General features: G+C 58.3%; 24 protein-coding genes and 1 tRNA gene. 15 read left to right on the plus strand and 10 right to left on the minus strand.

Going from position 1 to position 26,867, the window contains the following annotated elements; translation table 11 throughout:
* Positions 1 to 3: 3 nt before the first annotated feature.
* The 4 genes from GOV79_RS09310 to deoC form a co-directional block, all read right to left on the minus strand.
* Positions 4 to 735 carry a cyclic nucleotide-binding domain-containing protein gene (locus GOV79_RS09310; protein WP_170789576.1) on the minus strand — a complete coding sequence of 244 codons (732 nt, stop codon included), beginning with the start codon at positions 733 to 735 and terminating at the stop codon, positions 4 to 6.
* Positions 736 to 907: 172 nt separating this feature from the next.
* Positions 908 to 1,123, minus strand: coding sequence for a hypothetical protein (locus tag GOV79_RS09315; RefSeq protein WP_170789577.1), 216 nt, complete (start codon positions 1,121 to 1,123; stop codon positions 908 to 910).
* Positions 1,124 to 1,164: 41 nt separating this feature from the next.
* On the minus strand, positions 1,165 to 3,498 hold the full coding sequence (locus GOV79_RS09320; protein ID WP_170789578.1) for an aldehyde dehydrogenase family protein: 2,334 nt from the start codon (positions 3,496 to 3,498) through the stop codon (positions 1,165 to 1,167).
* An 11-nt stretch (positions 3,499 to 3,509) separates the two neighbouring features.
* Positions 3,510 to 4,499, minus strand: coding sequence for a deoxyribose-phosphate aldolase (gene deoC / locus GOV79_RS09325; RefSeq protein ID WP_170772776.1), 990 nt, complete (start codon positions 4,497 to 4,499; stop codon positions 3,510 to 3,512).
* A gap of 200 nt (positions 4,500 to 4,699) precedes the next feature.
* On the opposite strand from deoC, the gene GOV79_RS09330 reads away from it, so the two are divergent.
* The 6 genes from GOV79_RS09330 to GOV79_RS09355 all read left to right on the plus strand — a co-directional run bounded on the left by GOV79_RS09330 (position 4,700) and on the right by GOV79_RS09355 (position 11,992).
* On the plus strand, positions 4,700 to 5,653 hold the full coding sequence (locus GOV79_RS09330; RefSeq protein WP_170789579.1) for a metal ABC transporter solute-binding protein, Zn/Mn family: 954 nt from the start codon (positions 4,700 to 4,702) through the stop codon (positions 5,651 to 5,653).
* 1 nt (position 5,654) lies between these two features.
* Complete coding sequence (locus tag GOV79_RS09335; RefSeq protein WP_237215813.1) at positions 5,655 to 6,461, plus strand: metal ABC transporter ATP-binding protein; 807 nt, start codon at positions 5,655 to 5,657, stop codon at positions 6,459 to 6,461.
* 3 nt (positions 6,462 to 6,464) lie between these two features.
* Positions 6,465 to 7,670 (plus strand): metal ABC transporter permease, encoded by a 1,206-nt coding sequence (locus GOV79_RS09340; protein ID WP_170789580.1) that lies wholly within the window; start codon positions 6,465 to 6,467, stop codon positions 7,668 to 7,670.
* Positions 7,667 to 8,596: a metal ABC transporter permease gene (locus tag GOV79_RS09345; protein WP_170785089.1), complete on the plus strand. Its 930-nt coding sequence runs from the start codon at positions 7,667 to 7,669 to the stop codon at positions 8,594 to 8,596. The genes GOV79_RS09340 and GOV79_RS09345 overlap by 4 nt, the downstream gene beginning before the upstream one ends.
* Before the next feature lie 254 nt (positions 8,597 to 8,850).
* Complete coding sequence (gene mutL, locus GOV79_RS09350; protein ID WP_170789581.1) at positions 8,851 to 10,710, plus strand: DNA mismatch repair endonuclease MutL; 1,860 nt, start codon at positions 8,851 to 8,853, stop codon at positions 10,708 to 10,710.
* Between the two features lie 52 nt (positions 10,711 to 10,762).
* Positions 10,763 to 11,992: a DNA recombination protein RmuC gene (locus GOV79_RS09355; RefSeq protein ID WP_170789582.1), complete on the plus strand. Its 1,230-nt coding sequence runs from the start codon at positions 10,763 to 10,765 to the stop codon at positions 11,990 to 11,992.
* Between the two features lie 3 nt (positions 11,993 to 11,995).
* On the opposite strand, the gene GOV79_RS09360 is transcribed toward GOV79_RS09355, so the two are convergent.
* From GOV79_RS09360 to GOV79_RS09370, 3 genes are read right to left on the minus strand one after another with little or no spacing between them, the layout of a single operon-like run.
* Complete coding sequence (locus GOV79_RS09360; protein WP_170789583.1) at positions 11,996 to 12,400, minus strand: hypothetical protein; 405 nt, start codon at positions 12,398 to 12,400, stop codon at positions 11,996 to 11,998.
* 51 nt (positions 12,401 to 12,451) lie between these two features.
* Positions 12,452 to 13,102, minus strand: coding sequence for a ChrR family anti-sigma-E factor (locus tag GOV79_RS09365; protein WP_170789584.1), 651 nt, complete (start codon positions 13,100 to 13,102; stop codon positions 12,452 to 12,454).
* 10 nt (positions 13,103 to 13,112) lie between these two features.
* Positions 13,113 to 13,769 (minus strand): sigma-70 family RNA polymerase sigma factor, encoded by a 657-nt coding sequence (locus GOV79_RS09370; protein WP_170773067.1) that lies wholly within the window; start codon positions 13,767 to 13,769, stop codon positions 13,113 to 13,115.
* 146 nt (positions 13,770 to 13,915) lie between these two features.
* On the opposite strand from GOV79_RS09370, the gene GOV79_RS09375 reads away from it, so the two are divergent.
* Together GOV79_RS09375 and GOV79_RS09380 are read left to right on the plus strand one after the other, a co-directional pair.
* Positions 13,916 to 14,689: a DUF1365 domain-containing protein gene (locus GOV79_RS09375; protein WP_170789585.1), complete on the plus strand. Its 774-nt coding sequence runs from the start codon at positions 13,916 to 13,918 to the stop codon at positions 14,687 to 14,689.
* A 342-nt stretch (positions 14,690 to 15,031) separates the two neighbouring features.
* Positions 15,032 to 15,349 (plus strand): DUF3775 domain-containing protein, encoded by a 318-nt coding sequence (locus GOV79_RS09380; protein ID WP_170408475.1) that lies wholly within the window; start codon positions 15,032 to 15,034, stop codon positions 15,347 to 15,349.
* 11 nt (positions 15,350 to 15,360) lie between these two features.
* Here the strand turns inward: GOV79_RS09380 and GOV79_RS09385 are convergent, their stop codons facing one another.
* Both GOV79_RS09385 and GOV79_RS09390 read right to left on the minus strand, forming a co-directional pair.
* A complete protein-coding gene (locus GOV79_RS09385) occupies positions 15,361 to 17,595 on the minus strand; it encodes a CHASE2 domain-containing protein (RefSeq protein ID WP_170789586.1) in 2,235 nt (744 codons plus the stop codon).
* A 34-nt stretch (positions 17,596 to 17,629) separates the two neighbouring features.
* Positions 17,630 to 18,595 (minus strand): FecR family protein, encoded by a 966-nt coding sequence (locus GOV79_RS09390; protein ID WP_170789587.1) that lies wholly within the window; start codon positions 18,593 to 18,595, stop codon positions 17,630 to 17,632.
* 346 nt (positions 18,596 to 18,941) lie between these two features.
* Here GOV79_RS09390 and GOV79_RS09395 point away from each other — a divergent pair.
* The 7 genes from GOV79_RS09395 to GOV79_RS09425 all read left to right on the plus strand — a co-directional run bounded on the left by GOV79_RS09395 (position 18,942) and on the right by GOV79_RS09425 (position 23,209).
* Positions 18,942 to 19,031 (plus strand) — tRNA-Ser (locus tag GOV79_RS09395).
* Between the two features lie 180 nt (positions 19,032 to 19,211).
* Positions 19,212 to 20,354 (plus strand): tyrosine-type recombinase/integrase, encoded by a 1,143-nt coding sequence (locus GOV79_RS09400; RefSeq protein ID WP_237217992.1) that lies wholly within the window; start codon positions 19,212 to 19,214, stop codon positions 20,352 to 20,354.
* Positions 20,355 to 20,408: 54 nt separating this feature from the next.
* On the plus strand, positions 20,409 to 21,305 hold the full coding sequence (locus GOV79_RS09405; RefSeq protein WP_170789588.1) for a hypothetical protein: 897 nt from the start codon (positions 20,409 to 20,411) through the stop codon (positions 21,303 to 21,305).
* A 93-nt stretch (positions 21,306 to 21,398) separates the two neighbouring features.
* The gene (locus GOV79_RS09410) at positions 21,399 to 21,608 is read left to right on the plus strand and encodes a MerR family transcriptional regulator (protein WP_170789589.1); all 210 of its coding nucleotides are present in this window, start codon (positions 21,399 to 21,401) and stop codon (positions 21,606 to 21,608) included.
* Between the two features lie 183 nt (positions 21,609 to 21,791).
* Positions 21,792 to 22,133, plus strand: coding sequence for a hypothetical protein (locus tag GOV79_RS09415; RefSeq protein ID WP_170789457.1), 342 nt, complete (start codon positions 21,792 to 21,794; stop codon positions 22,131 to 22,133).
* A gap of 103 nt (positions 22,134 to 22,236) precedes the next feature.
* On the plus strand, positions 22,237 to 22,710 hold the full coding sequence (locus tag GOV79_RS09420) for a helix-turn-helix domain-containing protein (RefSeq protein WP_237217993.1): 474 nt from the start codon (positions 22,237 to 22,239) through the stop codon (positions 22,708 to 22,710).
* A gap of 118 nt (positions 22,711 to 22,828) precedes the next feature.
* The gene (locus tag GOV79_RS09425) at positions 22,829 to 23,209 is read left to right on the plus strand and encodes a hypothetical protein (protein ID WP_170789590.1); all 381 of its coding nucleotides are present in this window, start codon (positions 22,829 to 22,831) and stop codon (positions 23,207 to 23,209) included.
* A 514-nt stretch (positions 23,210 to 23,723) separates the two neighbouring features.
* Here GOV79_RS09425 and GOV79_RS09430 read toward each other — a convergent pair.
* Positions 23,724 to 26,867, minus strand: a complete 3,144-nt coding sequence (locus tag GOV79_RS09430; RefSeq protein ID WP_170789591.1) for an efflux RND transporter permease subunit — start codon at positions 26,865 to 26,867, stop codon at positions 23,724 to 23,726.

The raw sequence follows: 26,867 nt of genomic DNA on the forward strand, positions 1-26,867 counted from the left end.
CGCCTAGGCTGCGACCGAGCTGTTCTGCGCCCGAAGGGTGTGTTTGTTGCTGCTCAGCAGTTTTTGCCGCGCATGTCTGAAATGCGCGGCCTTCAACGCATCGTCGATATGGCGATTCCGGCGCAGCAAGCGCGTGAGTTGGATATTGTCGAATACTAGGCAGGTGGTGGGCTCGGTGGCCTTTACCGTGGCCGTTGCGGGCAATCCCAGGCTAAATGTCAACTCGCCCAGTATTTCGTCAGCCCCGCAGCGGTTGATCACCTGATCGTCCTTCAGGATGGTTGTTTGTCCGCTGAGGACGAAACCCAGAAAATCGGTGGTCTTGCCCTCTTCGATCAGCTTGCTGCCCGCCGGGAACTCCTGAATAGTTGCGGTGTTCAGCAGCCGCCGGGCTTGATGCGGCTTCAACGTCTCCAGATGATGCGCGATGAACTGTCGTTCGGCGTCGGAAAAACGCACCAGATGACGTGACAGGTACCCGCGCAGCAAGCCTAGAACTGAGATCGAGATATAGGCCATCTGGATGATCGAGCCTGCCAGATTGAACTCGCGCATCATGCTGATCAGCACGCAACTGGCAGCGACAATCACCAGCACCGGATAGGTCACACCAGTGCCGCGCACGATGCCCATCTGAAGCAGAAAATAGTTCAGGATATAAAGCCCCGCGCCGAAGACACCGACCATTGTGGTCAGTTGTATGTAGTCAGGAATTTCAAACGGGATATTCAGCATAAAAAAAGGCCCATTTTGGCATTGAATGGGACTTAGGTTGGGGCAGAGATGTGATCCCGTATGTAACGCGCTTCACAACGTGTCTATGCATGAGCGGCGTTTCGCCTGCTTTGAGCTGTTGCTGTTTGGCTTTTGTGATGGGACTGGCTTCCATTTCGAACGCAATGGAGAGTTATTGCTGAGCGAGTCGCTCAGCTTCTTTCAGCGCAGTATCAAAATCGCCAAATAATCCACCCAAGTTTGACATGACTTTGATCTCATAAGTCACCTCTTCTTCTGCGTCATATTTGCGTGCGAACTCCTGAAGGCGGTAACCGCCTTGTTCATCTCCTGAGATTTCAAAGATTCGAGAGCCACAATGAGAGAATACTCTGGTATTTCTTGTCATGGGCCTGTTTCCATTGATCCCTACGAGTTTTGGCTGCCGCTCTATTCCCCGTAGGGCACCCAGATGTTTTTGACCTCGGTCGAGGCTTGCAGGAAGCGGCGCGTCTGATCCGCGTTCCAGTCTGTAGCGGCCCCATTGTTGACCCATGTCCGCTTGAGATTCCCCGCCGAGGCTTTCTGAATCTCGGCCGACAGATCGGTCGATGAGAATGACCAGACCGCATCCACATTCAGATGCGCGGCCAAGGGTTTGGCCAGCTCCGCGTGGCTGCCGGTCAGGATATTGACCGCGCCCGCAGGCACGTCCGAAGTTTCGAGGATCTGGTAGAAATCCGTTGCTGCCAGCGGATAGGGCTCGGAGGCCGCCAGCACCACCCGGTTGCCCATCGCAATCGCCGGGGCCATGGCCGAGATCAGGCCCAGCAAAGGCGCCTCATCCGCGCACAGCGCGCCAATCACACCAACGGGTTCCTTCATCGCAAGGGCAACACCCCGGATCGGAACGCCATGCACCTGACCGTCATATTTATCGGCCCATGCAGCGGCGGTGAACAGGCGCTGGATCGAGGTCTCAATCTCAGCCGCGCCGGTCTTGCCGCCGGTCATGGCGTCGATCCGCGCGGCGAATTCATCTGCGCGGGCCGAGAGGTTTTCGCCGATATAATACAGGATCTGCGCCCGCAGATGGCCGGTGGTCTTGGCCCAGCCTTTCGCGCCCGCCGCGGCTTCTACCGCGTTGCGCACGTCTTTGCGGTTGGCCAGACCCACATGACCCAGAAGGCCTGATTTGCCCCAGACGGGTTTTGAATATCCGCTGTCCGGTCGCGCCTGCTTGCCGCCAACATACATTTTGGCGGTGCGGTCAATGGGATCAACCGGCGCGCCTTCACCCGTCGCGGCCTCGACCTTGGTCAGAGGCTTGGTCTTGCCTTTGGGTTTGGTATAGGCGGTCAGGCCTTCCCAGCCGCCCTCACGGCCAAAGCCGCTTTCGCGTACTCCGCCGAACCCGGCAGCGGCGTCAAACAGGTTGGTGGCATTCACCCAGACCACGCCCGCAACCAGCTTGGGCGCGATATCCAGCGCGAGGTTCACATTCTCGGTCCAGACCGTCGCGGCCAGCCCGTAGCGGGTGTTATTGGCCAGTTCGACCGCCTCAGTAGGCGTGCGGAATGTCGAGGAGACCAGAACCGGGCCAAATATTTCCTCCTGCATCAAAGGGTCCGAGGTTTCGAGGCCGGAAATCAGTGTAGGCGGGTAAAAACAGCCATTTTCGGGCAGCGCGCAGGCCGCCTGATAAACCTCACCTGCGGTGTTGCTGTCGACCATGCCTTTGATCGTCTGCAACTGGATCGGGTCCACAACTGCGCCCACGTCGATGCATTTGTCCAGCGGATTGCCGATGCGTAAGCCGTCCATCCGCGCGCGTAGCTTGGCGTGGAAGCGATCGGCGATGCCTTCCTGCACCAGCAGGCGCGAACCCGCGCAACAGACCTGACCCTGATTGAACCAGATCGCATCGACCAGCCCCTCGATAGCTGAATCGATATCGGCGTCGTCGAACACGATATAGGCTGACTTGCCGCCCAGCTCCAACGTCAGTTCCTTGCCGGATCCAGCGGTTGCCTCGCGGATGCGCCGCCCCACGGCGGTCGAGCCGGTAAAGGCAATCTTGTCCACGTCAGCGTTTACGATCATCTCACCCACCGCGCCATCACCGGTGACGATATTGACCACACCCTTGGGCAACCCAGCCTGCGTGCAGATATCGGCAAACAGCAGGGCTGTCAGCGAGGTATACTCGGCAGGTTTCAGGACCACCGTATTTCCCATCGCCAGCGCTGGCGCGATCTTCCACGCCAGCATCAGCAGCGGGAAGTTCCACGGGATGATCTGTCCGCACACGCCCAAAGCTTGTGCATCAGGCAACTCGCTCTCCATCAACTGCGCCATGCCTGCGTGGTAATAGAAATGCCGCTGGGCTAAGGGGATGTCGATGTCCCGCGATTCGCGGATCGGTTTGCCGTTGTCGAGGCTTTCCAGCACCGCAAACAAACGCGAATGTTTCTGCAATAGCCGCGCAATGGCATAGAGATACCGCGCACGCCCCGCGCCGCCCAGTTTCTCCCACTTGGGCTGTGCTTTCCGGGCGGCAGCCACCGCGGCATCCACATCGGTCAGTTTGGCTTGGGTCAGCTTGGCCAGCACCTCTCCGGTCGCCGGGTTACGGCTGTCAAACCCTTTGCCGGGTTTGGTAAAGGCCCCGTCGATATAGTGGCCGAATTTGTCACCCTGATCGACCAGCCAAGCCAGCGCCTCGGCTGCGCTTTCGGGGGCGGGGCCGTAATCCATGGTTTCGAAAATCTCTTTGACTGTCATTGTTCTTGTCCTCAGCCCATGGAGTGACGGTAGCCAGCCGAGTACGCCCCGGTGACATAATGTTCCAACTGCCGCTCGATATCGCCAAGCAGCGAGGACGCACCAAAGCGGAACAGGTCCGGCTCCAGCCAGCGGTCGCCCAGCTCATCCTTGATCAGCGACAGGTAAACCAGCGCGTCCTTGGCTTTCGAGATGCCTCCTGCAGGTTTGTAGCCCACGCGGTACCCGGTGCGGTCATAGTAGTCGCGGATCGCGCGGATCATCACCAGAGAGACGGGCAGGGTGGCGTTAACGCTTTCCTTGCCGGTCGAGGTCTTGATGAAATCCGCCCCCGCCATCATGCACACGACCGAGGCGCGAGCGACATTGCGCAGGCTGCCCAATTCTCCGGTCGCCAGAATGGCTTTGACATGGGCGTCGCCACAGGCGGCACGGAAAGCCTTCATCTCGTCATACAGAGCCTGCCAGTCGCCTGACAGCACGTGACGGCGCGAGATCACGATGTCGATTTCCTCGGCCCCGGCCTTTACGCTTTCTTCGATCTCGGCCACGCGCAGATGGAAGGGGGACAGACCCGCAGGGAACCCGGTCGAGACAGCAGCCACCGGAATGCCAGTGCCTTTTAGCGCCGCAACAGCTGGTTCGATCATGTCGTGATAGACACAAACCGCACCCGTGGTGATCGGCGGCATGTCCATCGCTTGCAATAGCGCGGGGGCTACAGGCTGACGCGCCTTGGCGCACAAGCGGCGCACGCGGCCCACCGTGTCATCGCCCGACAAAGTGGTTAGGTCGATCATCGTGATTGCCTTCAGCAGCCAAGCGGCCTGATAATCTTTCTTTACCGAACGACGACCGGGCAGGGTGGCGGCACGGCGTTCAATGGCTGAGGTGTTGGCCTGCACGGCGCGCACCCAGTCCAAATCCAGATCCATACCCGGATTGCGGGGTTCGGTCACTTGCGGCAGATGCGCGGTGCGCACGGGGCTCTGCGTTTCCATCATCGCGTCCTTTGGGAGATTTGCGCCAAAATCGCATGGGTTGCGTCTAAAGAAAAGGGCAAGCGAGTGCGTTTCAGTCATTTTTTTGACCAAATGGACAAATATTGCCGCCTTTTTTGCGAATAATTCGCAATAGCATTGACTAAATTGCGAATGGTTCGCATATTAACGGTCATGGGGATATCAGATCGGGGTCTGACATGATTCGTCGTAGCTTTCTTGCAGCGCTGGCTTTTGCCGTTGCTCTGCCTATCTCGGCGCTGGCCGAAGCGCCGCTTAAAGTGGTGGCGACAACCGGTATGATTGCAGATGCCGTGCGTCAGGTCGGTGGGGACCAGGTCGAGGTCAAGGGCCTGATGGGCCCCGGTGTAGACCCGCACGCTTATCGCCAGACCCGCAGCGATATCGTCGCGATGACCCGCGCAGATCTTATCCTATGGCACGGCCTGTATCTTGAAGCGCAAATGGAGGATTTCTTCCACGACCTGTCTCGCAAGCGCAACGTGGTGGCCGTTGCCGAAGGGATCGACACGTCCAAGCTGCGCGCCCATGATGATTACGCCGACAAATTCGACCCGCATGTGTGGATGAGCCCGGCCCTGTGGCGCGACGTGGTGGTTCAGGTGCAAAATGCGCTGACCGACACCCGCCCAGAAGCGGCCGAGATTTTCGCGGCCAATGCCCAGGCCCATCTGGCCGAGATTGCTCAGTTGGAAGCCTATGGGAAACAGATGCTGGCCGCCGTCCCAAAGGACAATCGCATTCTGGTGACGGCCCACGACGCATTTGGCTATTTCGGTGCGGAATACGGCTATGCGGTGCTGGGCATTCAGGGCATCTCGACCCAGTCCGAGGCTGGTCTGAACCGGATCGGCGAACTGGTCGATACGCTGGTTGATCAGAAATTGACGGCGGTGTTCGTGGAAAGCTCGGTTTCGGACCGATCCATTCGCGCGCTGATCGAAGGTGCCGCGGCTAAGGGGCATCAGGTGGCCGTGGGTGGTGAGTTGTATTCGGACGCGATGGGCGAACCCGGCACGTATGAGGGCACCTATATCGGAATGCTGGATCACAATATCACTGTCATTGCCAGCGCGCTGGGTGCGGATGCACCGGCACTGGGCATGAATGGCAAATTGTCGGCGGGGTTCTGAGATGACACTTGAACTGGCCGCAAATCACGGAGTTTCGGTTCAGGAAAACGGGCTGGGCAGTAGCCCTCTGGCCATTCGCGGGCTGACCGTGTCCTACGGCCAGAAGCCGGCGGTGTTCTCGGTGGATATGACCGTGCAGCCTGGCGCTATGACTGCGATTATTGGGCCGAACGGCGCTGGTAAGTCGACTCTGTTGAAGGCTGCGTTGGGAATTGTGCCCGCGCTGTCGGGCCAGGTGACGGTTTACGGCGACGCGCTTGAGAAACAGCGCGCTCGCATCGCCTATGTCCCGCAGCGCGCCAGCGTGGATTGGGATTTCCCGACCCGCGTGATTGACGTGGTCCTGATGGGTCTGTCGCGTCAGTTGGGTCTGTTGGGCCGTGTTCGTGCTCGGCATATGGCTTGTGCGATGGATTGCCTGAACCGTGTCGGCATGCGTGATTTCGCGGACCGTCAGATCGGTCAGCTTTCGGGCGGTCAGCAACAGCGGGTGTTTCTGGCGCGCGCTCTGGCGCAGGATGCTGATCTGTACCTATTGGACGAACCCTTTGCCGGGGTCGATGCGGCCACCGAAAAGGCCATCATTGCAGTGCTGAAAGCGCTGAAAGAGGCTGGGAAGACCGTGGTCGTCGTGCATCACGATCTGGCCACCGTCACCGACTATTTCGACCATGTCTTCCTGATCAATACCAGCAAGGTGGCGGAAGGTCCTGTGAATCAGGCTTTCACAGCCGAGACTTTGCAGGCCGCCTATGGGGGCCGTCTGGCCACCGCTCAGATCGACCAGATTTCGCGCGCGCTGGGATAATCCATGCTTTGGGACGCTCTGACCCTTCAGCTGGGCTATAACGCCTCGCTTGTTGCCATTGGGGCTGCGCTGCTGGGCGTGTCGGCGGGGGTGACGGGCACGTTCCTGTTTCTTCGCAAACGCGCGCTGGTCAGCGATGCGATCAGCCATGCAACGCTGCCCGGTGTGTGTCTGGCCTTCATGGTGCTGGTTGCCTTTGGCGGCGACGGACGCAACCTGCTGGGACTGCTGGCTGGTTCGGCCCTGTCGGCTTGGGTGGGCCTGCTGTGCATGAACTGGCTGACCCGCCACACGCGGTTGGCCGAGGATGCCGCGATCGGCGCGGTTCTGTCGGTGTTCTTTGGCTTCGGTATCGTACTGCTGACTGTGATCCAGACTATGGGCGTGGGTCGTCAGGCGGGGTTGGAAGGGTTCCTGTTGGGCTCGACCGCCGGGATGCTGTGGGCGGATGCACTGATCATCGCTGTCGGAGGCGCTGCGACGCTGGTACTGGTGATGATCCTGCGCCGACCCATGACGATGGTGGCCTTTGACCCTAAATATGCTGCCGCCCGAGGGCTGCCGGTGCATCGCATCGACCTTGCGATGATGGGGCTGGTGATGGCCGTCACTGTGGTCGGCTTGAAAATCGTCGGACTGATCCTGATCGTGGCATTGTTGATCATCCCTGCCGTCACGGCACGGTTTTGGACTGAACGGTCCGACCGGGTGGTCCTGTTGGCCGGGGTCGCCGGAGGGGTCTCGGGCTATGTGGGCGCGGCGCTGTCGGCCTCGGCCCCGAACCTGCCGACGGGTCCGATCATCGTGCTGGTCAGCTTTGCCCTGTTTGCCCTGTCGCTGTTGCTTGCTCCGGTGCGTGGCGTTCTGGCCGCCGTGCTGCGTCATCTGCGCTTTCAGCGCCGGGTTCATATTCGTCAAGGCCTGCTGGCGTTGGCGCAGGGGCAGAAGATCTACGAACCCCTGACCCTGCGCCTGTTGAAACGCGCAGGTCTGGCCCGCGCCGACGGCGTCGCGACCGAGGTCGGAAAAGCGCGCGCCGCCAAGGCCCTACGAGATGAGAAACGCTGGGAAATCGTCCGCGCCGATCAGGCGCATGAGGCGACAGCCGCGCTCTATGACGGGTTGCGCGATATTGAGACCGTCTTGACCCGCGACCAGATCGCTGAGATCGATCGCCAGATCGGCGGCCCGCAGGGGGTGGTGGCATGAGCGGTGAAGAGTTTGTACCCCTGTCCTTAACGCCCTTGCTGATTGGCACTTTTGCGGCGATTGCCTGCGCGTTACCGGGCAACTTTCTGGTGCTGCGCAAACAGGCGCTGATTGGCGATGCGATCAGCCATGTGGTGCTGCCGGGGATTGTGGTAGCGTTTATCCTGACCGGAGCGATCTCGACCTGGCCCATGATGCTGGGTGCGGCGGGGGCTGCGGTGGTCGCCGTGGTGATGATCGAGGCGATCCGGCGGCTGGGCCAGATCGAACCCGGTGCCGCGATGGGTGTGGTCTTTACCACCATGTTCGCCGCCGGGGTGCTGTTGCTGGAGCAGACCGATACTTCGACCGTGCATCTGGACGTGGAACATGCGCTTTACGGCAATCTGGAAAGCCTGATCTGGCTGGACGCAGTGGGTTGGTCGTCGCTTTTGGATATTGACGCACTGGCGGGCCTGCCGCCTGAACTGTTGCGCATCGCACTGACGCTGGCTGCGGTGTCTGTGTTTACATGGCTGTTCTGGCGGCCGCTCAAGATCTCTACCTTCGACGAGGGCTTTGCCCGCACCATCGGTATCCGGACCGGCCCGCTTGGGTTTGCGCTGGTGATCACCGCTGCCATCGCTGCCGTAGCAGCGTTTGATGCGGTGGGGTCGATCATCGTGATCGCCATGTTTATCTGCCCACCCGCAGCCGCGCGGATGATGACCAATCGGCTGGAAACGCAAATCGCCTGGTCCGTCGCCTTTGCAGTGACCTCGGCCGTGCTGGGCTATGTGCTGGCCGGATATGGCCCCCTGTGGTTGGGTATGGCGGATGCCGTCAGTGCGGCTGGCATGATCGCAACGGTAGCTGGACTGATCCTGGCCGTGGCGGCAATCTGGGGGCCATGCCGGACGCGCGCCGGGGCACCGGGATCGGCGTAAACGCGCGCTTATGTCGGCTGAACTTTGCCCAACACCACTGACTGGCCAGAGTTCGCAAGCCTCAATAGCCGTTTCGTGCTACGAACGGCGCATCAAGCGAACGACCACCACTCACATTGGACCGTTCGGACAATCGTTGCCTCTGTGTTGCTTTATTGGGTGACACGACGATTGTCCGAACGCCCCCTCAATCAGAAAATTGACCTCTGCAAACCAGTGGTAGAATCGTGCGTGCCTGTGCTAGGTCTGGGGGTATGGCGCAGGCAAACCCCAATATCAGCGATTCCCGTCCCGTAATTCGGCAATTGGACGACGCAGCGATCAACCGTATCGCGGCGGGTGAAGTTGTTGAGCGCCCCGCTTCGGCTGTGAAAGAGCTGGTCGAGAATGCGATTGATGCGGGATCGACCCGAATTGCCATTGATATTGCCGATGGCGGCAAGACGCTGATTCGCGTCACCGATGATGGCTGCGGGATTGCGGCGGATGATCTGCCGCTGGCCTTGTCGCGGCACGCGACCTCGAAAATCGACGGCTCGGACCTGCTGAACATCCACACATTTGGGTTCCGGGGCGAGGCGCTGCCCTCGCTGGGGGCCGTAGGTCGACTAACCATTACCAGTCGCGTGCCGGGGGCCGAGGCCGCGTCGGTTCACGTCTCGGGTGGCAGAATGGAGGCGGTGAAACCCGCAGCCTTGCGCGCGGGCACGGTGGTCGAGCTGCGCGACTTGTTCTTTGCCACGCCCGCCCGGCTGAAATTCATGCGCACCGACCGGGCCGAGGCACAGGCGATCACCGACACCGTGAAACGTCTGGCGATGGCAGAGCCCGCGATCACCTTCACCCTGCGCGATGTCTCGGGCGGGGGAGAGGGGCGCGTGACCTTCCGCGCCGACCGAGAGAATGGCGATCTGTTCGATGCCTTGCACGCCCGTCTGGCTCGCGTGATCGGGCGCGAGTTTGCCGAGAACGCGTTGCAGATCGACGCTACGCGTGAGGGGATCAGGCTGTACGGATACGCCGCCTTGCCGACCTATTCGCGCGGTGCTGCGGTGGCGCAGTACCTGTTCGTCAATGGCCGTCCGGTGCGGGACAAGATGCTGACCGGGGCGCTGCGGGCGGCGTATTTCGATTTCCTGAGCCGTGACCGCCACCCGGCGGCGGCGCTGTTCATAGACTGTGACCCGACACTGGTGGATGTGAACGTGCATCCGGCGAAGTCCGAGGTCCGGTTTCGCGATCCCGGCGTAGCGCGGGGGCTGATCGTCTCGGCCCTGCGCCACGCGCTGGCCGAGGCAGGGCATCGTGCTTCCTCGACCGTGGCAAACGCGACTTTGGGCGCGATGCGGCCGGAAGCGGCGCAGCCTGCGCAGCCCGCTCCGGCGCGGGTGTATCAAATGGATCGACCCTCAGCAGCGGCGCGGCACACGGCCTACCGGGCCCAGGCGCCGGGCTTTGCGGAACTGTCGCAGGATTACAGCGGCAGCATTGTCGAACCCGCTCCGGTCGCCGCGGAGGAACCTCCGGCACAGGACTTGCCCTTGGGCGCGGCCCGCGGGCAGGTGCACGAAAATTACATCATCGCCCAAACCGCCGATGGCATGGTGATCGTCGATCAACACGCGGCGCATGAACGCTTGGTCTATGAGAAGCTCAAACACCAGATGGCTGAGAACGGCGTCGCCGCGCAGGCGCTGCTGATCCCCGAGATCGTGGAACTGTCCGACGGCGACTGCGCGCGGCTGCTGGCCGTGGCCGACGACCTGACCCGACTTGGCCTGACGTTGGAACCCTTCGGCGGCGGGGCCATCGCCGTGCGTGAAACCCCGGCCATTCTGGGCGAAGTCGACGCCCGCGCGATGATCCTGGATATCCTTGATGAGCTGGCTGATCAGGGCGAAAGCCAGACTGTGCAGGCGCGGATCGAGGCGATCCTCAGCCGGGTGGCCTGTCATGGCTCGGTCCGGTCGGGCCGTCGGATGCGAGCCGAGGAAATGAACGCCTTGCTGCGCGAGATGGAGGCGACGCCCCATTCCGGTCAATGCAACCATGGGCGGCCGACTTATGTGGAACTGAAACTGTCAGATATCGAACGTCTGTTCGGGCGCAGTTGATCCCGCCGCGTGCGCGCGATATGAAGAATAAAACAAGAACACCCGAGGCGACATGATCGAGATTGCTGGCACCCAAATCGCCCTGAACGACCCCGTGATCCTGATTGGGGGCGGCGTGGTGGCGCTGATCCTGCTGCTGCTGTTTCTGTCACTGCGGGCGGCGCAGCAGTCGGCACGCATGGCCGAGCCGCTGGCGCGGCAGATGGCGCATTTGGGGCAGCATGTGCAGCAATTGGGGCAGGGGCAGGAACAATTGCGCGGGGGGCTCCAGCATGTGTCAGACACGCAGGCCAATGCGCAGGTGCAGGTGATTCAAACGGTTGAATCCCGTCTGTCCTCGGTACAGCAGCAGATGAATGACCGGCTGGCGGATAACGCGATGAAATCTGCCCGTGCGCTGGCCGAAATGCAGGAGCGGATGAAGGAGTCGCTGCATGGCTCGTCGAAACAGACCGCTACCTCGCTGACGCAATTGCAGGAGCGCCTCGCCGCCATCGACAAGGCGCAGGACAATATCACCAAACTGTCGGGCGATGTGTTGAGCTTGCAGGATATCCTGTCGAACAAGCAGACCCGCGGCGCGTTTGGGGAAATTCAGCTGAATGACATCGTGTCGAAGGCGCTGCCCTCGGACAGTTTCCAATTGCAGGCCACGCTGTCGAACGGGCGGCGCGCCGATTGCCTGATAAACCTGCCGAACCCGCCGGGTCCCATCGTGATCGACAGCAAATTCCCGCTTGAGGCTTATGAGGCGCTGATCGGGTCCACCAATGATGCCGAGTTAAAAGCGGCGGTGCAGATGTTCCGAAGCACCGTGCGCAAACATATCAACGACATTGCCGAGAAATACATCTTGGACGGCGAAACCGCAGATGGCGCGCTGATGTTCCTGCCGTCCGAGGCAGTCTATGCCGAGTTGCACGCAAAGTTCCCCGAATTGGTGCAGGAGAGTTTCAGCAAACGGGTCTGGATCGTGTCACCTACCACCTGCATGGCCACGCTGAACACCATGCGCGCGATCCTGAAAGACGCCAGAATGCGCGAGCAGGCCGGTGCCATTCGCAAGGAGCTGGGCATGCTACACAAGGATGTCGAACGTCTGGGCGACCGCGTCTCGAACCTTGATCGACACTTCGAGCAGGCCGCCAAGGATATCTCAGAGATCAAAATAAGCGCCGAAAAGGCTGGCCGCAGGGCGCAGCGGCTGGACAATTTCGATTTCGAGGAACTGGCTCCGGACGATCACACCAACGTGGTGCCCCTGGGTAAGACCGAGGGGTAGGCGCTACTGGATCGACAGATCCAGATTATAGCCAACTGTCTTGCCGGTATCGCGGTCATTGCCCATCAGGTAGACCCGGATCGTATAGTTTCCGTTTTGAGGCAGATCGATACGCGCCGTGTTGCCGTCGATGGAACCGATATAAATAGCCTCACCCTCGCTGCCCGGCGGCAGGATGTTGAAATAGATCACGCCGTTGCCATTTGTGTCGCTGACATTGAGTTCGGCAAACATCTCCTGCCCGGCCTGCGCGCCGAGCAAATAGTCGAAATATTCATTCCCGGTGATGGTGCCGCTGACCATCGTGCCATAGTTGCCGGGTTGGAATTTGACCTCGGCAACACTCTGGGCCGAGACCGGGAAGGTCAGCCCCAAGGTCGCTGCGACAAAGATCAGGTGTTTCATCATACAAGAACCCTCCGTTCAGCAAGGTCAGTTGAGCACGATGCACACTTATCTTCAGATCCGTAGAAACGGCTGGAACAGGCGCGGCATCAGCTTGTTGAATTTCAGTGGCGCATCGGTCACGGCCAGACAAATGCAATCCTCAGAAATATCTGCAGTCGGCGTGTGGTGCAGGTCTTCATCTGCGATTTCCACGTCGCCACGTGCGAAATGGTCGACCTCATCCGAAAATGCGCCCTGCAGCACCATCGTCAATTCCATGCCATTGTGGCTGTGATCCGGCACGGCAGCCCCGGCGGGAATGAACAACAAACGCGCAGTCGCCTCATGGGTGGTAGGCAGAATCGCCTGTTTCACGCCCATGCCGATCGATCGCCATTTGATGTCATTGACGTTGCCGCCTACATAATCCTGCAACGGAGTCGGCAGGACCGAACAGCCCGGACGCACCGGCTTGGCAACAGGGGCACCTTGGGCGATCATCGCCATAGTCGCGGCCAGCGACCCGTCGTTCATGCTGACGGTGGCGTCCTGTTCCTGCAACACGCACCCGCCCACCGCATCAAAGCTTTCAGCCCGCGCGCGGCAATGGTCGCACAGGGTCAGATGCGTGGCGACCATCAGGTCGAACGCCTCGGGAAGGGTGCCTGCCGCATAGGCCATCAGCAGGTCGTCAGTCAGGTGATGTTTGATCTTGTTGCTCATCATCGTCATCTCAGTTCATAGCATGGCGCAAGCGGTCCAGCGCCAGCCGAATACGTGATTTGATCGTGCCCAGCGGCAATCCGGTCTGCGAGGCGATCTCGCGATGACTCAGGTCGCCAAAATAGGCCTTTTCAATCAACTCTCTTTGCGCCTCGGGCAACGCGGTCAACGCGTCGCGCAGCTGCGCGGTTTCCTGTTGCAGCGCCATGACGTCGTGCTGATCCGGCTCGGCCTCGGGACCCCATCCCAGATCTTCGGGCTCGGGGCGGCGTTGCCTGCGCAGCACATCGATGCGCTTGTTCCGTGCAATCGTGAACACCCATGTGGCCACGGTCGCCCGAGTTGGGTCGAACAGATGCGCCTTGTGCCACAAGGTCGCCATCACCTCTTGAGCGCATTCCTCGGCCATGGCCGCATCCGACCCCGACTTGATCAGGAACGCTTTAACCCGAGGCGCAAAATGCTGAAACAGCTCGGCAAAAGCCGCCTGATCCTGCGCGTCCCGGATGCGGGCCACATGGCCCACCCATTCGGTTCTGGTCTCACAACTGCCGTTTGCGTGGTTCACCGGTCGTCCCTTGATGCGTCGCTTGACGCGCAATGGCCTCACTACGGGCCCATCGGCCACCGGTTCATCCAAGCGCGCGGTATCGCTCTCGGTAAACATAACCATATTACGTGGAAGGTCCCAAGTCGGATCACTCTCACAGATAATTTTAATCCGTTGCAGTGTTTTCAGCGTAATGTGAATATCCAAGGACGGGCGAAAACAGCGCCGATTGAACGGTTTACAGGCAGATTGGAAAAAGTGGCATGAACCGGATCGACCATATCGCAGGCCACACTTATCATGGCCGGAAGGGGGCGATTGAAAATGCCTTCCGATACTCGGTCGACTATATCCTGCTGAACCCCGAGGCCGAGGTTCAGACGCCACGTTTGTTTTCATTGGACCGCGCGAACATCGTCAACTGGCGCAAACGCGATCACGGCGGTGCGCCGGGGAAAGGCCAGGGGGCTGCTTGGCTGCGCGATCAGTTCACACAGTTGGGTGTGTCACAACCCGCAACCCTGACCCTGCTGACGCAGCCGCGCGTGCTGGGTCACGTATTCAACCCGGTCAGCTTCTGGTTCTGTTTCGATGAGGATGATCAGCTTTACGCTGTCGTGGCCGAGGTAACGAATACCTTTGGCACGCGGCACAGTTATCTGTGCCACAACCCGAATTTCGCGCCCATTCAGCCCTCGGACCGGATCGTGGCGGACAAGTTGATGCATGTCTCACCGTTCCAGAAAATCGAAGGATCTTATACATTTCGCTTCGACTATCGGCCTGACAAGGTGGGTGTCTGGATCGATTATGGCCGCGAGAAAGGCGGGTTGATTGCGACCCTCAGCGGCCCACGCGCACCGCTGTCGGATCGGACAATCCTATGGTCCTTGGTCCGGCGTCCCTTCGGCGCGCGGCGCGCGTTTTTCCTGATCCTTTGGCAGGCGTTGAAGCTTAAGTTGAAGAAGGCGCGTTTTCGTCCGTTCCGCCATGCACCCGTGCCCAATCATCCGGTTTCGCGCATTCGCGAGCCCTAGGTTCAGGAGCCATTAATCTTGCGCCACTGGCGAGCGAACGGCAAAAAAGCAGTGCTTTTGGGCGCGCAGGGACTGGCGGTGTCAATTTCAAGCGATCAAAGCCGCTGCTTTGCAGTGGTTCACGCGTCCGAAGGATTTGACTGATTTTGCCTCTGAGCTGCGTTACATCCTTTAGAAATAGAACCACTATTCCAGCAAGGATGTGCCTTGTCAGAACCAAAATCAGTCAAACCAATGGCGCAAGATTAATGGCTCCTGGCCCTAGTTTGCGTAAGATCAAAGACTCAGCCCGGCGAGGGTGGTTGTGGTACTATAGAGACCGCGAACACGAGGAGTTGGGACATGTTGGAAATCTCGGCAAGAAAAATCGCTCAGGTTGCCATGATGGGACGTGAGTTGGACCGGGCCGAGGGCGAGCTGCGCGCTTTCATCGACCGGATGGGTGAAGATGAGCAGGCCGAATTGGTTGCGGTCATGTGGATCGGGCGCGAAAGCTTTTTCGCCGAAGATCTGGCCGAAGCCATCGCCACCGCCAAGTCCGAGGCCTCGACCCCCTGCGCGGATTACCTGATCGGAACGCCACATCTGTCGGATCATCTGGAAAACGGTTTGGACGCTTTGGGCATTTCCGCCGAGGATGTGGAAAACGACCTGATGTAACCAGGTCGGATCTAAGCCGAAGGCAGGTTCGCCTGTGCGCGGTGGCTGAACATGATCTGGTCCGATTGTACATCTGACCGGAAATCAGCCGCCCGACCCGGAACAGCTTGATAGAACGGGCGAAGCCCCGGTTCGACCTCGGTCGCCAGCGTTGCGCACAGGTTGCAGTGCTTCTTGATCTGCACATAGGATTGTCGCTGTCGAATGGCTGCGATCATATCGCCATGCGCCGCCGCGAGTTCCATAAACCCAGGCGAAGTGCGCAGCGTAGTGTTACCAACCAGAAGAAAAACAGCCTCAAGCTCGGACTTGCCCTTCAGATCGACAAATCCAGCTTCGAGCATCGCCAGATCCTGCCGCGCGGCCTTGTAGACGGAGCTGGAAACGAGGATGTCATATTCCACGTGGCGGCAGCTTTGTTCGATCCGAGCGGCCACATTCACCACATCGCCAATGACCGTATAGTTGAACCGGCTGCGCGATCCGATATTGCCCACACAAGCCAGACCGGTGGCGCATCCTGTCGCCAATGCGATCGGTGGGCGACCCTTCATGACATCGGAGGCGTTGAACCGGATCAAGGCCTGCCGCATCAACAGCGCTGAATGGGCGGCGCGGCAGGGATGATCCTCGACTGGCAGCGGCGCGTTCCAAAACGCCATGACCGCATCGCCAATGAACTTGTCGATGGTTCCCCGTTCGTGCAGGATCTGATCTCCGACCTGTGAGAACAGCTCATTCAGCAATGCCACCAGATCAGTGGCCGACACGGATTCAGACAGCGGCGTAAACCCTCTGATGTCCGAGAACATGACGGTGATTTCCTGCGTCTCGCCACCCAGTTGCAGGCGATGGCCCGAAACCTCCATCTCATCCAGAATTTCCGGGGCAACGTAGTGTGAGAACACCTGCCGGATTTCCCGCTTTTCCCGCTCGGTCGTGACAAATAGGTACCCCGCCAGTAAGCCGAAATTGGCCATTCCACCCAGCAGCGGAAAGGTCACGTCAAACAGGGTGAGCTGGTTCTGAAAAGCAAGCCAGCTGGTGCCCAAAACCGCGGCCGCTGCCACCCCGCCAGCAACGAATGAGGCGACCGCGCCAAAACTGGACATCACTGCAATCACGATCAGGCCTAGCAATACGAAAGACACCAGCTCCAGCGCTGCCGTCACATCCGACCGGTTTAGCATTTCACCTGTAAAAATCTGCTCCAGCAACTGCGCGTGGATCGACACGCCCGGCACCGACTCGCCCAGCGCGGTCTGATGCATGTCGAACAGACCCGCCGCCGAGGTACCGACAAGGATAATCCGTCCTTCGATCTCCGCCCTGAGTGCGGGATCACCTGGGGTTTGCATGACCCTGTCGGCCGATAGGTAAAGGTCCGGCTGGTCATGTCGATACCTGACCCAGACCTCACCGTTTTCGGTGGTCGGCAGGCGGAAATCTCCCAGCTCAACCGCGAGCATGATCCCCTCCTCATCTGCCGAGCCCTCGGCCAGAATGAACGGTGCGTCCAGCGCGACCCTCAGCGCTTCGATCCCCAAACCGGGCATCGGACCGTTCGGGCCGCCCCACAAAACTGGGACGCGTCTAATGATCCCGGTACCACCCAGTGGCGAGACGTTTACCCCGCCAATCCCCGCAGCGCTGCGATCCAAGGGAGGCGCGATCGGGGTCCAATGAGGGACCGAGATCAATCCGGAGGTCGGTGCTTCTCCGATCTCGATGATCCCGGCCTTGGGGGCAACATTGCTGCCCTCCTGCGAAATACGAGCCGCCGTGCCCATCACCACCGGCCAATTGGCAGCCTCGAGCCCGAAAAGCACGTCATAGTCCACCTTCTGCGCATGACGTTCCACAGTCAGAACACCGTCCAGCGCAGGGTCGTTCAGCAATCGGGCGGGTGAGTATCGGTCCGGTTCGACAAACAGCATGTCAAAGGCAATGGCCGCTGCGCCATTCTCGCCCAGGTTCTGGACCATCTGCGCCAGCAAAGTGCGTGGCCAGGGCCATTGACCCCATTTGGCCAGGGATTCTTCGTCAATATCCACGACCCGCACCGGCAGATCCGGCGTGTATTCGCGGGGCGACATCCGTTGCAGCAGATCGAAATAGATCATCCGCGACATTCGCACCGGGTAGGGGTCCATGATGCGAATGAAGCATCCAAACAGGATCAGACCAAGCCCGACCAGGCGAAACGCCCGTCGCCGTCCCGTTCTCTCTTTAGATTTCAAACGCAAGTCGGCCTCCGACTAAATCTGGCGTCGTTTCTATTCAGGCGCGTTTGCCCTTGCCTCGGCCTTTACCTTTACCTTTGGCTTTCCCCGGATTGTCAAACCCATCCGTGTTGCCGCTCTGCCCGCCGGGATTGGAACCGTCGGCCTGACCGGAACGGTTGCCTTTCACGTCGGGTTCAGGTTCCGGCTCAGGTTCAGGTTCAGGTTCAGGTTCAGGTTCAGGTTCAGGCTCTGGATCCGGTTCTGGATCCGGGACGGGTGGCTCGGGAGCCGGGGGTTCAGGCAGCACAACCGGTTGAGGCGTTGATTCTTGCACGAATTGTGGTGGCTGCGGCGGATCGGATTTGGGCACGGGCAAGGGGGCCGCTTCGCCCGCGCACCCACCAATACCGACCTGCAGAGGGCTCAGCAGGTCCTGTTGAGATTGGATAAACGGAAATCCGGTTTGTAGCGCCAGATCATATTGTGCCTGATCCACCGGACGCCCGACTCCACCCCGCTGGTTGGTTGCAAACAAACTGCACTGTCTGCCTGCCGAGTGGCAAAAACCGCCATTTCCGCACATGCGGACCGTGCCTTCGAGCACCAACATGGCGCTCTGAGCGCCCGGAATGACCCACATGTCAAACGTTGTCCCGCGCACGGCCATCGTCGCCGTGGGGGTCTTGATCGAATAGGCCCGCTTTTTGCTTTTGCCTGAAATGAAGCGGAAACTGCCGCCCAATGCCTGCACCGCAAATGATTTTGCCTTGCGATTGCCGCGCAGCATCGTCACGTCCAGGACCATACTGGCATTCGGCCCGATGGCTATTTTGGTTTCATCGACAAAGACCAGTTGCACCAGCCCATTCCCGTCGGTCGAGATCGAATCCCCCGACGCGACATCCATTCCGGCTAGCAACGGTTGTGATTTTCCACCTCGGGTGATTTCCGCGCCTGGCTTGACACCAATCACCTTTCCAATATTGGCCAGCACCTGTGCAGGCACCAGCAATAGACACATTAAAACGAATAGCACTCTTAACCAGGCCAAGCTTCCATTCCCCCATAGCTCGTATGGTGAGCAAATTGCTCACTGCCCGGTTTTGTGCCCCCTACATATTCAAAATATTAAATTTATTAAGTTTATGTCTGATCAAATATGCCTTAAACAGCACATGTTTGGCAAGTTTTCTAAAATTGATGTTGGTGAGGGGGGGATCCTGGGTCGTCTGTGCACCCACCCCAACCCCAGAGCGGTTGGGTTTTCGTCGTCGTTCCCGGCAATCGGATGGTGCTGGGAAGAAAAATGCGAAACCCTTTGAAAATCGCCTTGTATCTGGCCGTCCGGCAAGGATATACCGGCCAGCGGAGACGTGGCCGAGTGGTCGAAGGCGCTCCCCTGCTAAGGGAGTAGGCGGGAAACCGTCTCGAGGGTTCGAATCCCTTCGTCTCCGCCATCCATACATTATGATAAGTTGGTATGGCATGTTTAACATGTCGTATATTCATAAAAAATCAGCGCTTACTGTCTCTTAGTGCCATCTTGAATTTTGCTGAATTACCTTTAGTTTGACTCATTGAGTGGTACATTTTGTGGTATTTTTTTAGCTGCGTTAAGCGGGAAACTGACAAAGAAGTTGGTAGAGAATCTCGGTCCGGGTCGTCATGGCGACGGGTCTGGTCTCTACCTTGTTGTCGATCCGTCGGGCGCACGGCGCTGGATCGTGCGCGTAACGGTCAAAGGACAGAAAAACCGCAAGGGCGCACCGCTGAGAACTGACTTCGGTTTGGGCGGCGCTGATGTCGTCACTCTGAACCAAGCGCGGGAAAGAGCCCTCGAATATCGACGCATGGCTAAGTCCGGGCTGAACCCGCGTTTCAATGCTCAGCATGAAATCCCGACCTTCGAAGAACTCAGCCGCCAGGTCCACATTGATCGCCTGCCCACGTGGAAGAATGCCAAGCATGGGCAGCAATGGCTCAACACCTTGCGCGACTATGCGTTCCCCAAGATCGGCCGTATGCCCGTGGACAGCATTGATCAGCCCGAAGTGCTGATGTGCCTGTCCCCAATCTGGACCGAGAAACACGAAACCGCAAAGCGACTGTCGCAGCGGATCAAGACAGTGCTCGACGTGGCGAAGTCCAAGGGCCTCCGCTCGGGAGAGAACCCGGTGACCGCGATCCGCGATGGCAAGGTGCTGCCTACCGTCAAAGCCAAGGTGCAGCACCACGACGCTATGCTATGGCAAGTGGTGCCGGCGTTCTATGCCGAGTTGCAGACCCGTTCAGCCATGGCCGCCAAAGCGCTGCAGTTCACCATTCTGACCGCTTGCCGGACCTCAGAAGTGCTGGAGATGAAGTGGCCCGAGGTCGATGCCGATGCGCGCCTGTGGACAATCCCGGCGGAGCGCATGAAAGGCGGGCAGGTCCATCGCGTGCCTCTCACCGACGAAATGCTGGCCATTCTGGAGCCGCTGCGTGCGCTGGCCTCCGACTATGTGTTCGAGGGGCAAAAGCGGCATCAGCCCTTGTCGAACATGTCCATGCTGATGTTACTACGCCGGATGCGGCATGATGGCGTCACTGTGCATGGCTTCCGCAGTTCGTTTCGGGATTGGGCAGCGGAGGCTGCAAACGCGCCACGGGAAGTAGCAGAGGCGGCATTGGCTCATCAAGTTGGGTCCGATGTAGAGCGGGCCTATGCGCGGTCGGATTTGTTGGAAAGGCGGATGGTGTTGATGGAAGGCTGGTCTAACTATTTGAAAAAATGTAGTTAGGAGAATTGGGGGCACTATATGTTTGCACCAGAAGGATACGTTAGCTTTGGGCTAATGACTGACTACATTCGCGATTGGTCATACGGAATTTACTTGGCCTATTTGGTCGAAGAAAAGGGTGGCGACCCCTTAGAAGTCATAATGTCAGAAACCGATAAGAACCTGCTTCTGATTCAACACAGGGGCGACGAATTACGGGAGATTGATCCTAACTTTCGGCCATCAAAAAACGAAGCGGCCTGGATGGAGCACGCCAGAAAAAACAATGAGGACAATTTTTTTGTCACGATCTTGTTCCATTGCATATTTGCTAAACTTCTTATGAAAACAAACACTTTATTGGTTTCTAGTAGTGGAGAGACTATCCAGCCAGATGACTATGTATTTGTCCATGAGGACAGGTTGGATTGGGTTTATCCTCGCTGGCCTTTGAGGAGCAACACTGAGCTCAAGACGTTTATAGAATACTTCGACAATGGAACCTTCGATGGCGGTGACCTTGCAGAGCGCTACTGTTTTCTAGATTTTCCGATGGGCGTCTTAGCAATGAAAAACAACTCAAGGGCTGGTTTCAACCGAAGCTCTCACTTTTCTGATGACGCATTCTGCGAGCGTTATGTTGCTGCGCATGTGTCCCCATTTATCTCCAGAGCGGTTGTTTGGAACGATGCAGGCCTTCCTGATAGTTTTGCAGAGTTCTTGGAAAACATCGGTGCAATTGAAGAGCGTTGGGGTTTGTCGGCGCTGCTTAGCAAAACCGGACAATCAACTGGTCCAAAACAAAGGAGGGGCACAAAACCTACTGGTGCAAGGCTGGAGTTTTTGCGCCGATATCCAAACGGAAAACCAGAAGGGCTTAGCGGTGACGCAATTGCGGCTGAGCTAACGGAGGCTGGCTTTCCGATTTCCGGCCGAATGGTCAACAAATACGCGGAGGAATTGAAGAATTAATTCCTTCTAATTCCTTCCGCTTAGGTGTCTGCCAAACGGATTAAACCAGATGCATTATTTTGCCATCGCAACTGATCCAAGAGGATTTCAACGATGGCAAATGTCTTCAATGACGACCGGGTCTATTTCCCAGAAGACCCTGAAATGCAATTGCTGGGAAACCGCGAAAAGTTGGCTCAATGGCGTCACCGCATGTGCGGTCCGGCCTTTATCCGCATCGGTCGGCGGATCGCCTACCACGGCGTCGATCTGAACGCCTGGCTGGCGGCCCGGCGCACCGATCCCAACAACGAGGCTGCATAATGAAAAACCCCAACTCCAAGCGCGGAGATGGGGCTTTCCAAGTGACATCAACTGCCACCCTAGCAAGTCCAGTTGATGCCACAGGATGCCCCGCGCCGACAAGACAAAACGAGCGCCGGTACTACTGGTCGCCCCTGAGCCATTCGGTTGAACGGGTGATCGTGCGGAAAGGACGGATTGAGCATGGCTGATACGTCCTTTTCCAAATCGCGCAATCAAAACTATGAAAGCGGGCTGGAAGACGGCCCCCTTTCCAAGACCAATCATCGAGAAACCGCTGAGAACTACCGGGGCGAGCTCTTTCGCCATGGTGTTTACCGCGTCGCAGTTTGGCGGGACGGTATCCAATGGTTGTTTCAGCGTCAGAGACCGCAATTTCCGGCCGGGGGAGCGGCCTGGGACACACTCGGGTACAGTGTGTCCAAATCCGGCCTAACCCGGCTCGTCCGGGCGCATATCGGCTGCGACCTTCCGGAGTTGGATGCCCTTCCCGAGCACTTCCAGCGGAGGTGTCGCGATGAGTAGGCGGCGGTCTCCCAAGGGTAAACGGTCAGATGAGGGCCAATACGTCCCTTTGCCCTACGCCATGATCAAGTCCCCGGCATGGCGGGCTCTGTCCGGACCTGCAGTGAAGCTCTGGCTGGAGCTTCACTCCCGCTACAACGGCGGCAACAACGGCAAGGTTTTTCTGTCGATGAATGAAGCAGCAGAGATACTGGGATTGGGCAAGGCCACGGTTCAGCGGGCTTTCGAGGATCTGCAGAACAAGGGCTTCCTTGTTCTGGAGCAGGAAGGCAACTGGTATCACCGGCGAGCCCACGAGTGGCGGTTGACGACCAAGGCGACCCAGACCCGATCTGGAAAGAAGGCCGCCACCAATGATTGGCGGTTCTGGCAGCCCCAAAAACAAAAAGCGGTTCTGAGACGGACCCGTCACCATCATCTGTGGTTCCGTTTGAGAACCCAAAGACCTCTGATGGTTCCATATCAGAACCCGTCAGGCCGGTTTCTCTCCGGTCGGTCGGTTCTGAATTGGAACACTAATACTAACCACTCTGTGAGAAGCAAAGAGACATACGGAGGAACAATGAAGGTCGACTAAGGAGTAGGCCAGAGCATCCCAACCCAAGGGGGGTAGGTCAATCATCGTCGCTTTCACACTGCATACCGACACACCCGCCGTTTACACATATCCGCAATTCAGAAATTCGAGGTACAGAATGCCCAGACCAAAGACACCACTTGGCAAGGCGATCCTGACAGGCGCCGCAAAGAAAGACCCACAGCGGTACAGAGGACGGAACGAACCGGAAGGTCTAGGCGAGCTCGGGGTGCCACCGGATTATCTCAACGAGACGGAACAGGCTGTCTGGCGTGCCTTTGCAGACGAATTGCCCTGGTTGGTTCATAGCGACCGTGCTTTGCTGGAATCGGCGTGTATCCTGAGGGCTCGAGTACAGCTCAAACAGGACCTCAGCGCGGCGCTTTTGAGAGAACTTCGTTTGCACGTGAGCGCATTGGGCGGGTGCCCAACCAACCGCAGCAATATTCAGGTTCCTGAAGCAGAGGCGGAACACAATCCATTTGATCGGTTCGCGTAGAGTAAAAGCGCAATGGACATGCAGCTTTGGATGCTGCTTTCTCGTAGAAGGCAGTCTTTGATCAACAAACAGCACCAAAAGTTAGGCAGATTGTTCCAAGTTTTTCCATGTCGAAGTCAAAGAAGGTGGCCAAGCCGTCGTCGACAACATGCAAAACGGGGCGGCACAATGACAAAAAGCAACGACAAAATCATGGACCACACCAGACGGCTCAGGAACGCGCCCAGATGCGCAGGTTAAGCAAAGTCTACCTGCCAGCGATGCCGCGCGCCTACCCTTCAAGGTTGGAGTGTCCGCAGCATGCATGGCGCCAAAGCGGTCATTGATGCACTAAGCTGCGAAAGTCAGCTTTGAGCCCATAGTGACCGATGCTGCGCGATCAACCGACGGCGGCTATGCGCAGAAATCAGACTTTGCAAAGTTCAGCGTGCGACCCATAGCAGAAATTGAACCTTGCTTCGAACAACGAAGGCTTTGAAACATAACAACTCGCAAGGAGAAGTAGTCTCGATCCTCACTCTGCTACAAGCGCAACACTAGCTTCTTGAGGCTGGGAATGCTGGTTTTTTGCGTCAAGCCGTTTGTCGAACTTTCCACGATACACCAACGCGAACACGGGTGGGGTGAAATAAAACGATACGACAGTCGACAACAGCACACCCCCGGCGATTGCAACGGCGAATGGTGGCCAAAATGCTCCCCCAGCTATGATCAGGGGTAGGAAGCCGCCAAAGGTTGTGATCGTTGTCGAGATGATGTGCCGACTTGAACCAGTCACGACGCGCGCCATGGCCGCTCGGTCACCTTGGCTTGCGTCAACGTCTTGTTGCAACCCGGTCAGAATTATGATCGCCGCGTTGATCGAAACCCCGATCGAGCCGATGACTCCGATGATCGCCGTAATTCCGAACGGGAATTGCATGACGGCCAGCGACAGCATTGAAAGGCCTGCAGACAAAACGCACACGACCAAGGTCACGAGCGTCAGCCGGAACGAGTTAAAGGTCAGAACGATGGTCGCGATGGAGAGTGTGACAATCAAACCAACAGAGGCAAGCAGATTGCCCACGGTGTTGGATCGGGCATCACTGTCGCCGCCTAAGGACATCGAATAGCCTAGCGGCAACGCAAACCCGGACGCATCAAGCGCTTCTAGTATGTCCTGCAAAGCCTCTTCGGGCAAAACACCAGGTACGATAAACGCCTGTATGGTGTTTTCGCGCACGCCATTCGTTCGGGTTATAACGCTTTCCGCAGGTTCGATCACCGGTCTGGCTAGTTCCGACAAAGGTACAGCGGGGAAAACTCCGATCGCGGATATGGAGGCAGCATTGGGCAGCAAGATCGGCATACTGACAATGGCGCTTAGGTCTGATCGCACCTCGTCGCCGAGACGAACACGCACCGGCAACTGTTCAGTCCCTTCGATCAGTGATCCACCGGTGATGCCAACAAGCGCCGTGTCCAGCTGAACAGCTATATCGGCCACGTCCAGTCCCAGCAGACGCGCTTTGACCTCATCAATCTCGAACCGGATTTGAGGGTTGCCGCCGTTCACGCTGGCGCGCGCCTGGGTCACCAGATCGAGATTGGCCATGACTGAACGCACCTCGTCGCCCAGATCACGCAAAACCGTGATATCCTGTCCCTGAATTTTGACTTCAACCGGTGCGGCGACCGGAGGGCCCTGAACAAGACTGCGAACGATGATCTGCGCGTCGGGAAAGTCGGTATCCAGACGACTCTGCAACGTTCCAACAAGGCGGGCGGCGTCGTCGGCCGTGTCGGTCGTGATCATAGCTTGTGCAAACCCAGGCTCGCGTGAGCGGTTTCCAACGATATTGTAGTAGAATGCCGGGCCGGACTCTCCGACGGTCCAGTAGACGCTTTTGACGCCGTCGTCAGCCAGCAGCATTTCATCGATCTGGCGGGTGGTTGCTTCGGTGGTGGCAATTGACGCGCCACCCGGCATGTCGACTTCGATATAGAATTGGTTGCGGTCGACGCCCGGGAAGAATTGCGCGGTCAGCGTTGGAAAGGCGGCAAAGCCAAGCACCGGCAAGATCAATGCCAACGCGATAGATCGCACCGGATTGGCGACTGACAATCGAATTGAGGCCTCGAACATACGGGCAAGTGGCGGGATGCTGATACCGCGGCTCAGCATTCCTGCGTCTGGGCGATCGGACAGTAGCCAGCCCGCAATCGCCGGAGTCACAGTCAAGGCCACAACTAGGGACCAGACAAGCATAAGAACCACGGCGATGGCGATGGCGCCGACAAAATCGCCTGCGGGTCCTGGCAGCAAGATCATCGGCGTGAAGGCAAGCGCCGTTGTCACGGTCGATGCCAGCAATGGCGCGGCCAACCTGCGAACAGCATCTCGCACGGCTGCCAGTCGCTCCATCCCATCCTGCAGACGACGTCGAATTTCATCGGTCATCACGATGGCTGCGTCAACGAGCAGACCGAGGGCGACAATCAGTCCGGTCACAGACATCTGATGGATTGGCAGTCCAATCATGTTCATCGTCGCCAGGGTTGCCAATGAGACAACCGGCAAAACCAAAGCCACAATCGCGGCTGCCCGAACCCCTAACGTAACAAACAAAACTGCCACGACCAGAGCCACGCCAATGGCCATGTTGGCCCCAACCTCTGACAAACGATCCGTCGTGTACTGGCTTTGATCAAACAGCAGTATTTCCTGCATGCCCAAAGGTACCGACGCGGCACCGGCATCAAGCTCATCCCGAAGGAAGCCTGTCCAACGGTCGATCTGTACGCCGTCCTGCGCCAGAATCCCGACCAAAACGGAGGGCTTTCCGTTGGCAAACGCGATTGAGGACTGCGGTTCGCGTGCGCCCCGGTCTACGCTGGCAATATCTCCGAGCTTCACCACGGCACCGCCTGCGTTTTCACGCAGGACGATGCTCCGAATGCGATCCAAACTCTCAATTTCTCCGCTGACGCCGATGGTCAGGTCGACATCAGATTGCAACCGCCCAGACTGAACCTTTCCGTCTGCTTCGGTGATCCGCTGGGAAATCTCGGCAGCGCCAAGCCCAAGTGCAGCGGCCTTGTCCATATCCACACTTACGAGCACCTCTTCTTCCGGCTGACCGAAATAGTCCACTGCTCGTGTGGCAGGTATCGCACGCAATCTGTCGCCCAGTGCTTCGGCATGGCGTGACAGCAAAGTTAACGGAAAGTCTGGATCCTCGGCCGCAACTGCAATGACCGCAGAATAGGCAGAAATGCCCTCGGCATCGAATTCCGGTGGCAATACTCCTGTGGGAAAAATCTGGCGCGCATCTTCAACGGCGTCCCTAGCCTCGGCCCAAACCTGCTCAATGGTGGCTTCATCTAGCGTTTCCAGCAACTCTACCGAAACAACCGACACGCTCGAACGGGATACAGAACTGATCTCATCCACCTCGGCGATTTTCCGCAGCTCTTCTTCGATTTCTGCAGTCACCAGCGCTTCAACCCGTTCTGGATCTGCACCCGGGAACTGTGTCGTTACAGTTGCGAAGAGGTTGGTGATCGTAGGATCTTCCTGCCGCCCAAGTGATAGGAACGAAGACAGACCTGCAGATACAAGCACTAAAATGATCAGGGCGACCAGTCGGGGATGGCGAAAGGTAAGAGTTTCCAT

The organism is Ruegeria lacuscaerulensis (genome assembly GCF_013034745.1).
GTDB lineage: Bacteria > Pseudomonadota > Alphaproteobacteria > Rhodobacterales > Rhodobacteraceae > Ruegeria > Ruegeria lacuscaerulensis_B.

Bases quoted from the DNA above. Each gene is read 5' to 3' on its own strand.
- GOV79_RS09310 (WP_170789576.1), bottom strand. From the start codon at position 735: ATGCTGAATATCCCGTTTGAAATTCCTGACTACATACAACTGACCACA.
- GOV79_RS09315 (WP_170789577.1), bottom strand. From the start codon at position 1,123: ATGACAAGAAATACCAGAGTATTCTCTCATTGTGGCTCTCGAATCTTT.
- GOV79_RS09320 (WP_170789578.1), bottom strand. From the start codon at position 3,498: ATGACAGTCAAAGAGATTTTCGAAACCATGGATTACGGCCCCGCCCCC.
- deoC (WP_170772776.1), bottom strand. From the start codon at position 4,499: ATGGAAACGCAGAGCCCCGTGCGCACCGCGCATCTGCCGCAAGTGACC.
- GOV79_RS09330 (WP_170789579.1), top strand. From the start codon at position 4,700: ATGATTCGTCGTAGCTTTCTTGCAGCGCTGGCTTTTGCCGTTGCTCTG.
- GOV79_RS09335 (WP_237215813.1), top strand. From the start codon at position 5,655: ATGACACTTGAACTGGCCGCAAATCACGGAGTTTCGGTTCAGGAAAAC.
- GOV79_RS09340 (WP_170789580.1), top strand. From the start codon at position 6,465: ATGCTTTGGGACGCTCTGACCCTTCAGCTGGGCTATAACGCCTCGCTT.
- GOV79_RS09345 (WP_170785089.1), top strand. From the start codon at position 7,667: ATGAGCGGTGAAGAGTTTGTACCCCTGTCCTTAACGCCCTTGCTGATT.
- mutL (WP_170789581.1), top strand. From the start codon at position 8,851: ATGGCGCAGGCAAACCCCAATATCAGCGATTCCCGTCCCGTAATTCGG.
- GOV79_RS09355 (WP_170789582.1), top strand. From the start codon at position 10,763: ATGATCGAGATTGCTGGCACCCAAATCGCCCTGAACGACCCCGTGATC.
- GOV79_RS09360 (WP_170789583.1), bottom strand. From the start codon at position 12,400: ATGATGAAACACCTGATCTTTGTCGCAGCGACCTTGGGGCTGACCTTC.
- GOV79_RS09365 (WP_170789584.1), bottom strand. From the start codon at position 13,102: ATGAGCAACAAGATCAAACATCACCTGACTGACGACCTGCTGATGGCC.
- GOV79_RS09370 (WP_170773067.1), bottom strand. From the start codon at position 13,769: ATGTTTACCGAGAGCGATACCGCGCGCTTGGATGAACCGGTGGCCGAT.
- GOV79_RS09375 (WP_170789585.1), top strand. From the start codon at position 13,916: ATGAACCGGATCGACCATATCGCAGGCCACACTTATCATGGCCGGAAG.
- GOV79_RS09380 (WP_170408475.1), top strand. From the start codon at position 15,032: ATGTTGGAAATCTCGGCAAGAAAAATCGCTCAGGTTGCCATGATGGGA.
- GOV79_RS09390 (WP_170789587.1), bottom strand. From the start codon at position 18,595: ATGTGTCTATTGCTGGTGCCTGCACAGGTGCTGGCCAATATTGGAAAG.
- GOV79_RS09405 (WP_170789588.1), top strand. From the start codon at position 20,409: ATGACTGACTACATTCGCGATTGGTCATACGGAATTTACTTGGCCTAT.
- GOV79_RS09410 (WP_170789589.1), top strand. From the start codon at position 21,399: ATGGCAAATGTCTTCAATGACGACCGGGTCTATTTCCCAGAAGACCCT.
- GOV79_RS09415 (WP_170789457.1), top strand. From the start codon at position 21,792: ATGGCTGATACGTCCTTTTCCAAATCGCGCAATCAAAACTATGAAAGC.
- GOV79_RS09425 (WP_170789590.1), top strand. From the start codon at position 22,829: ATGCCCAGACCAAAGACACCACTTGGCAAGGCGATCCTGACAGGCGCC.
- GOV79_RS09430 (WP_170789591.1), bottom strand. From the start codon at position 26,867: ATGGAAACTCTTACCTTTCGCCATCCCCGACTGGTCGCCCTGATCATT.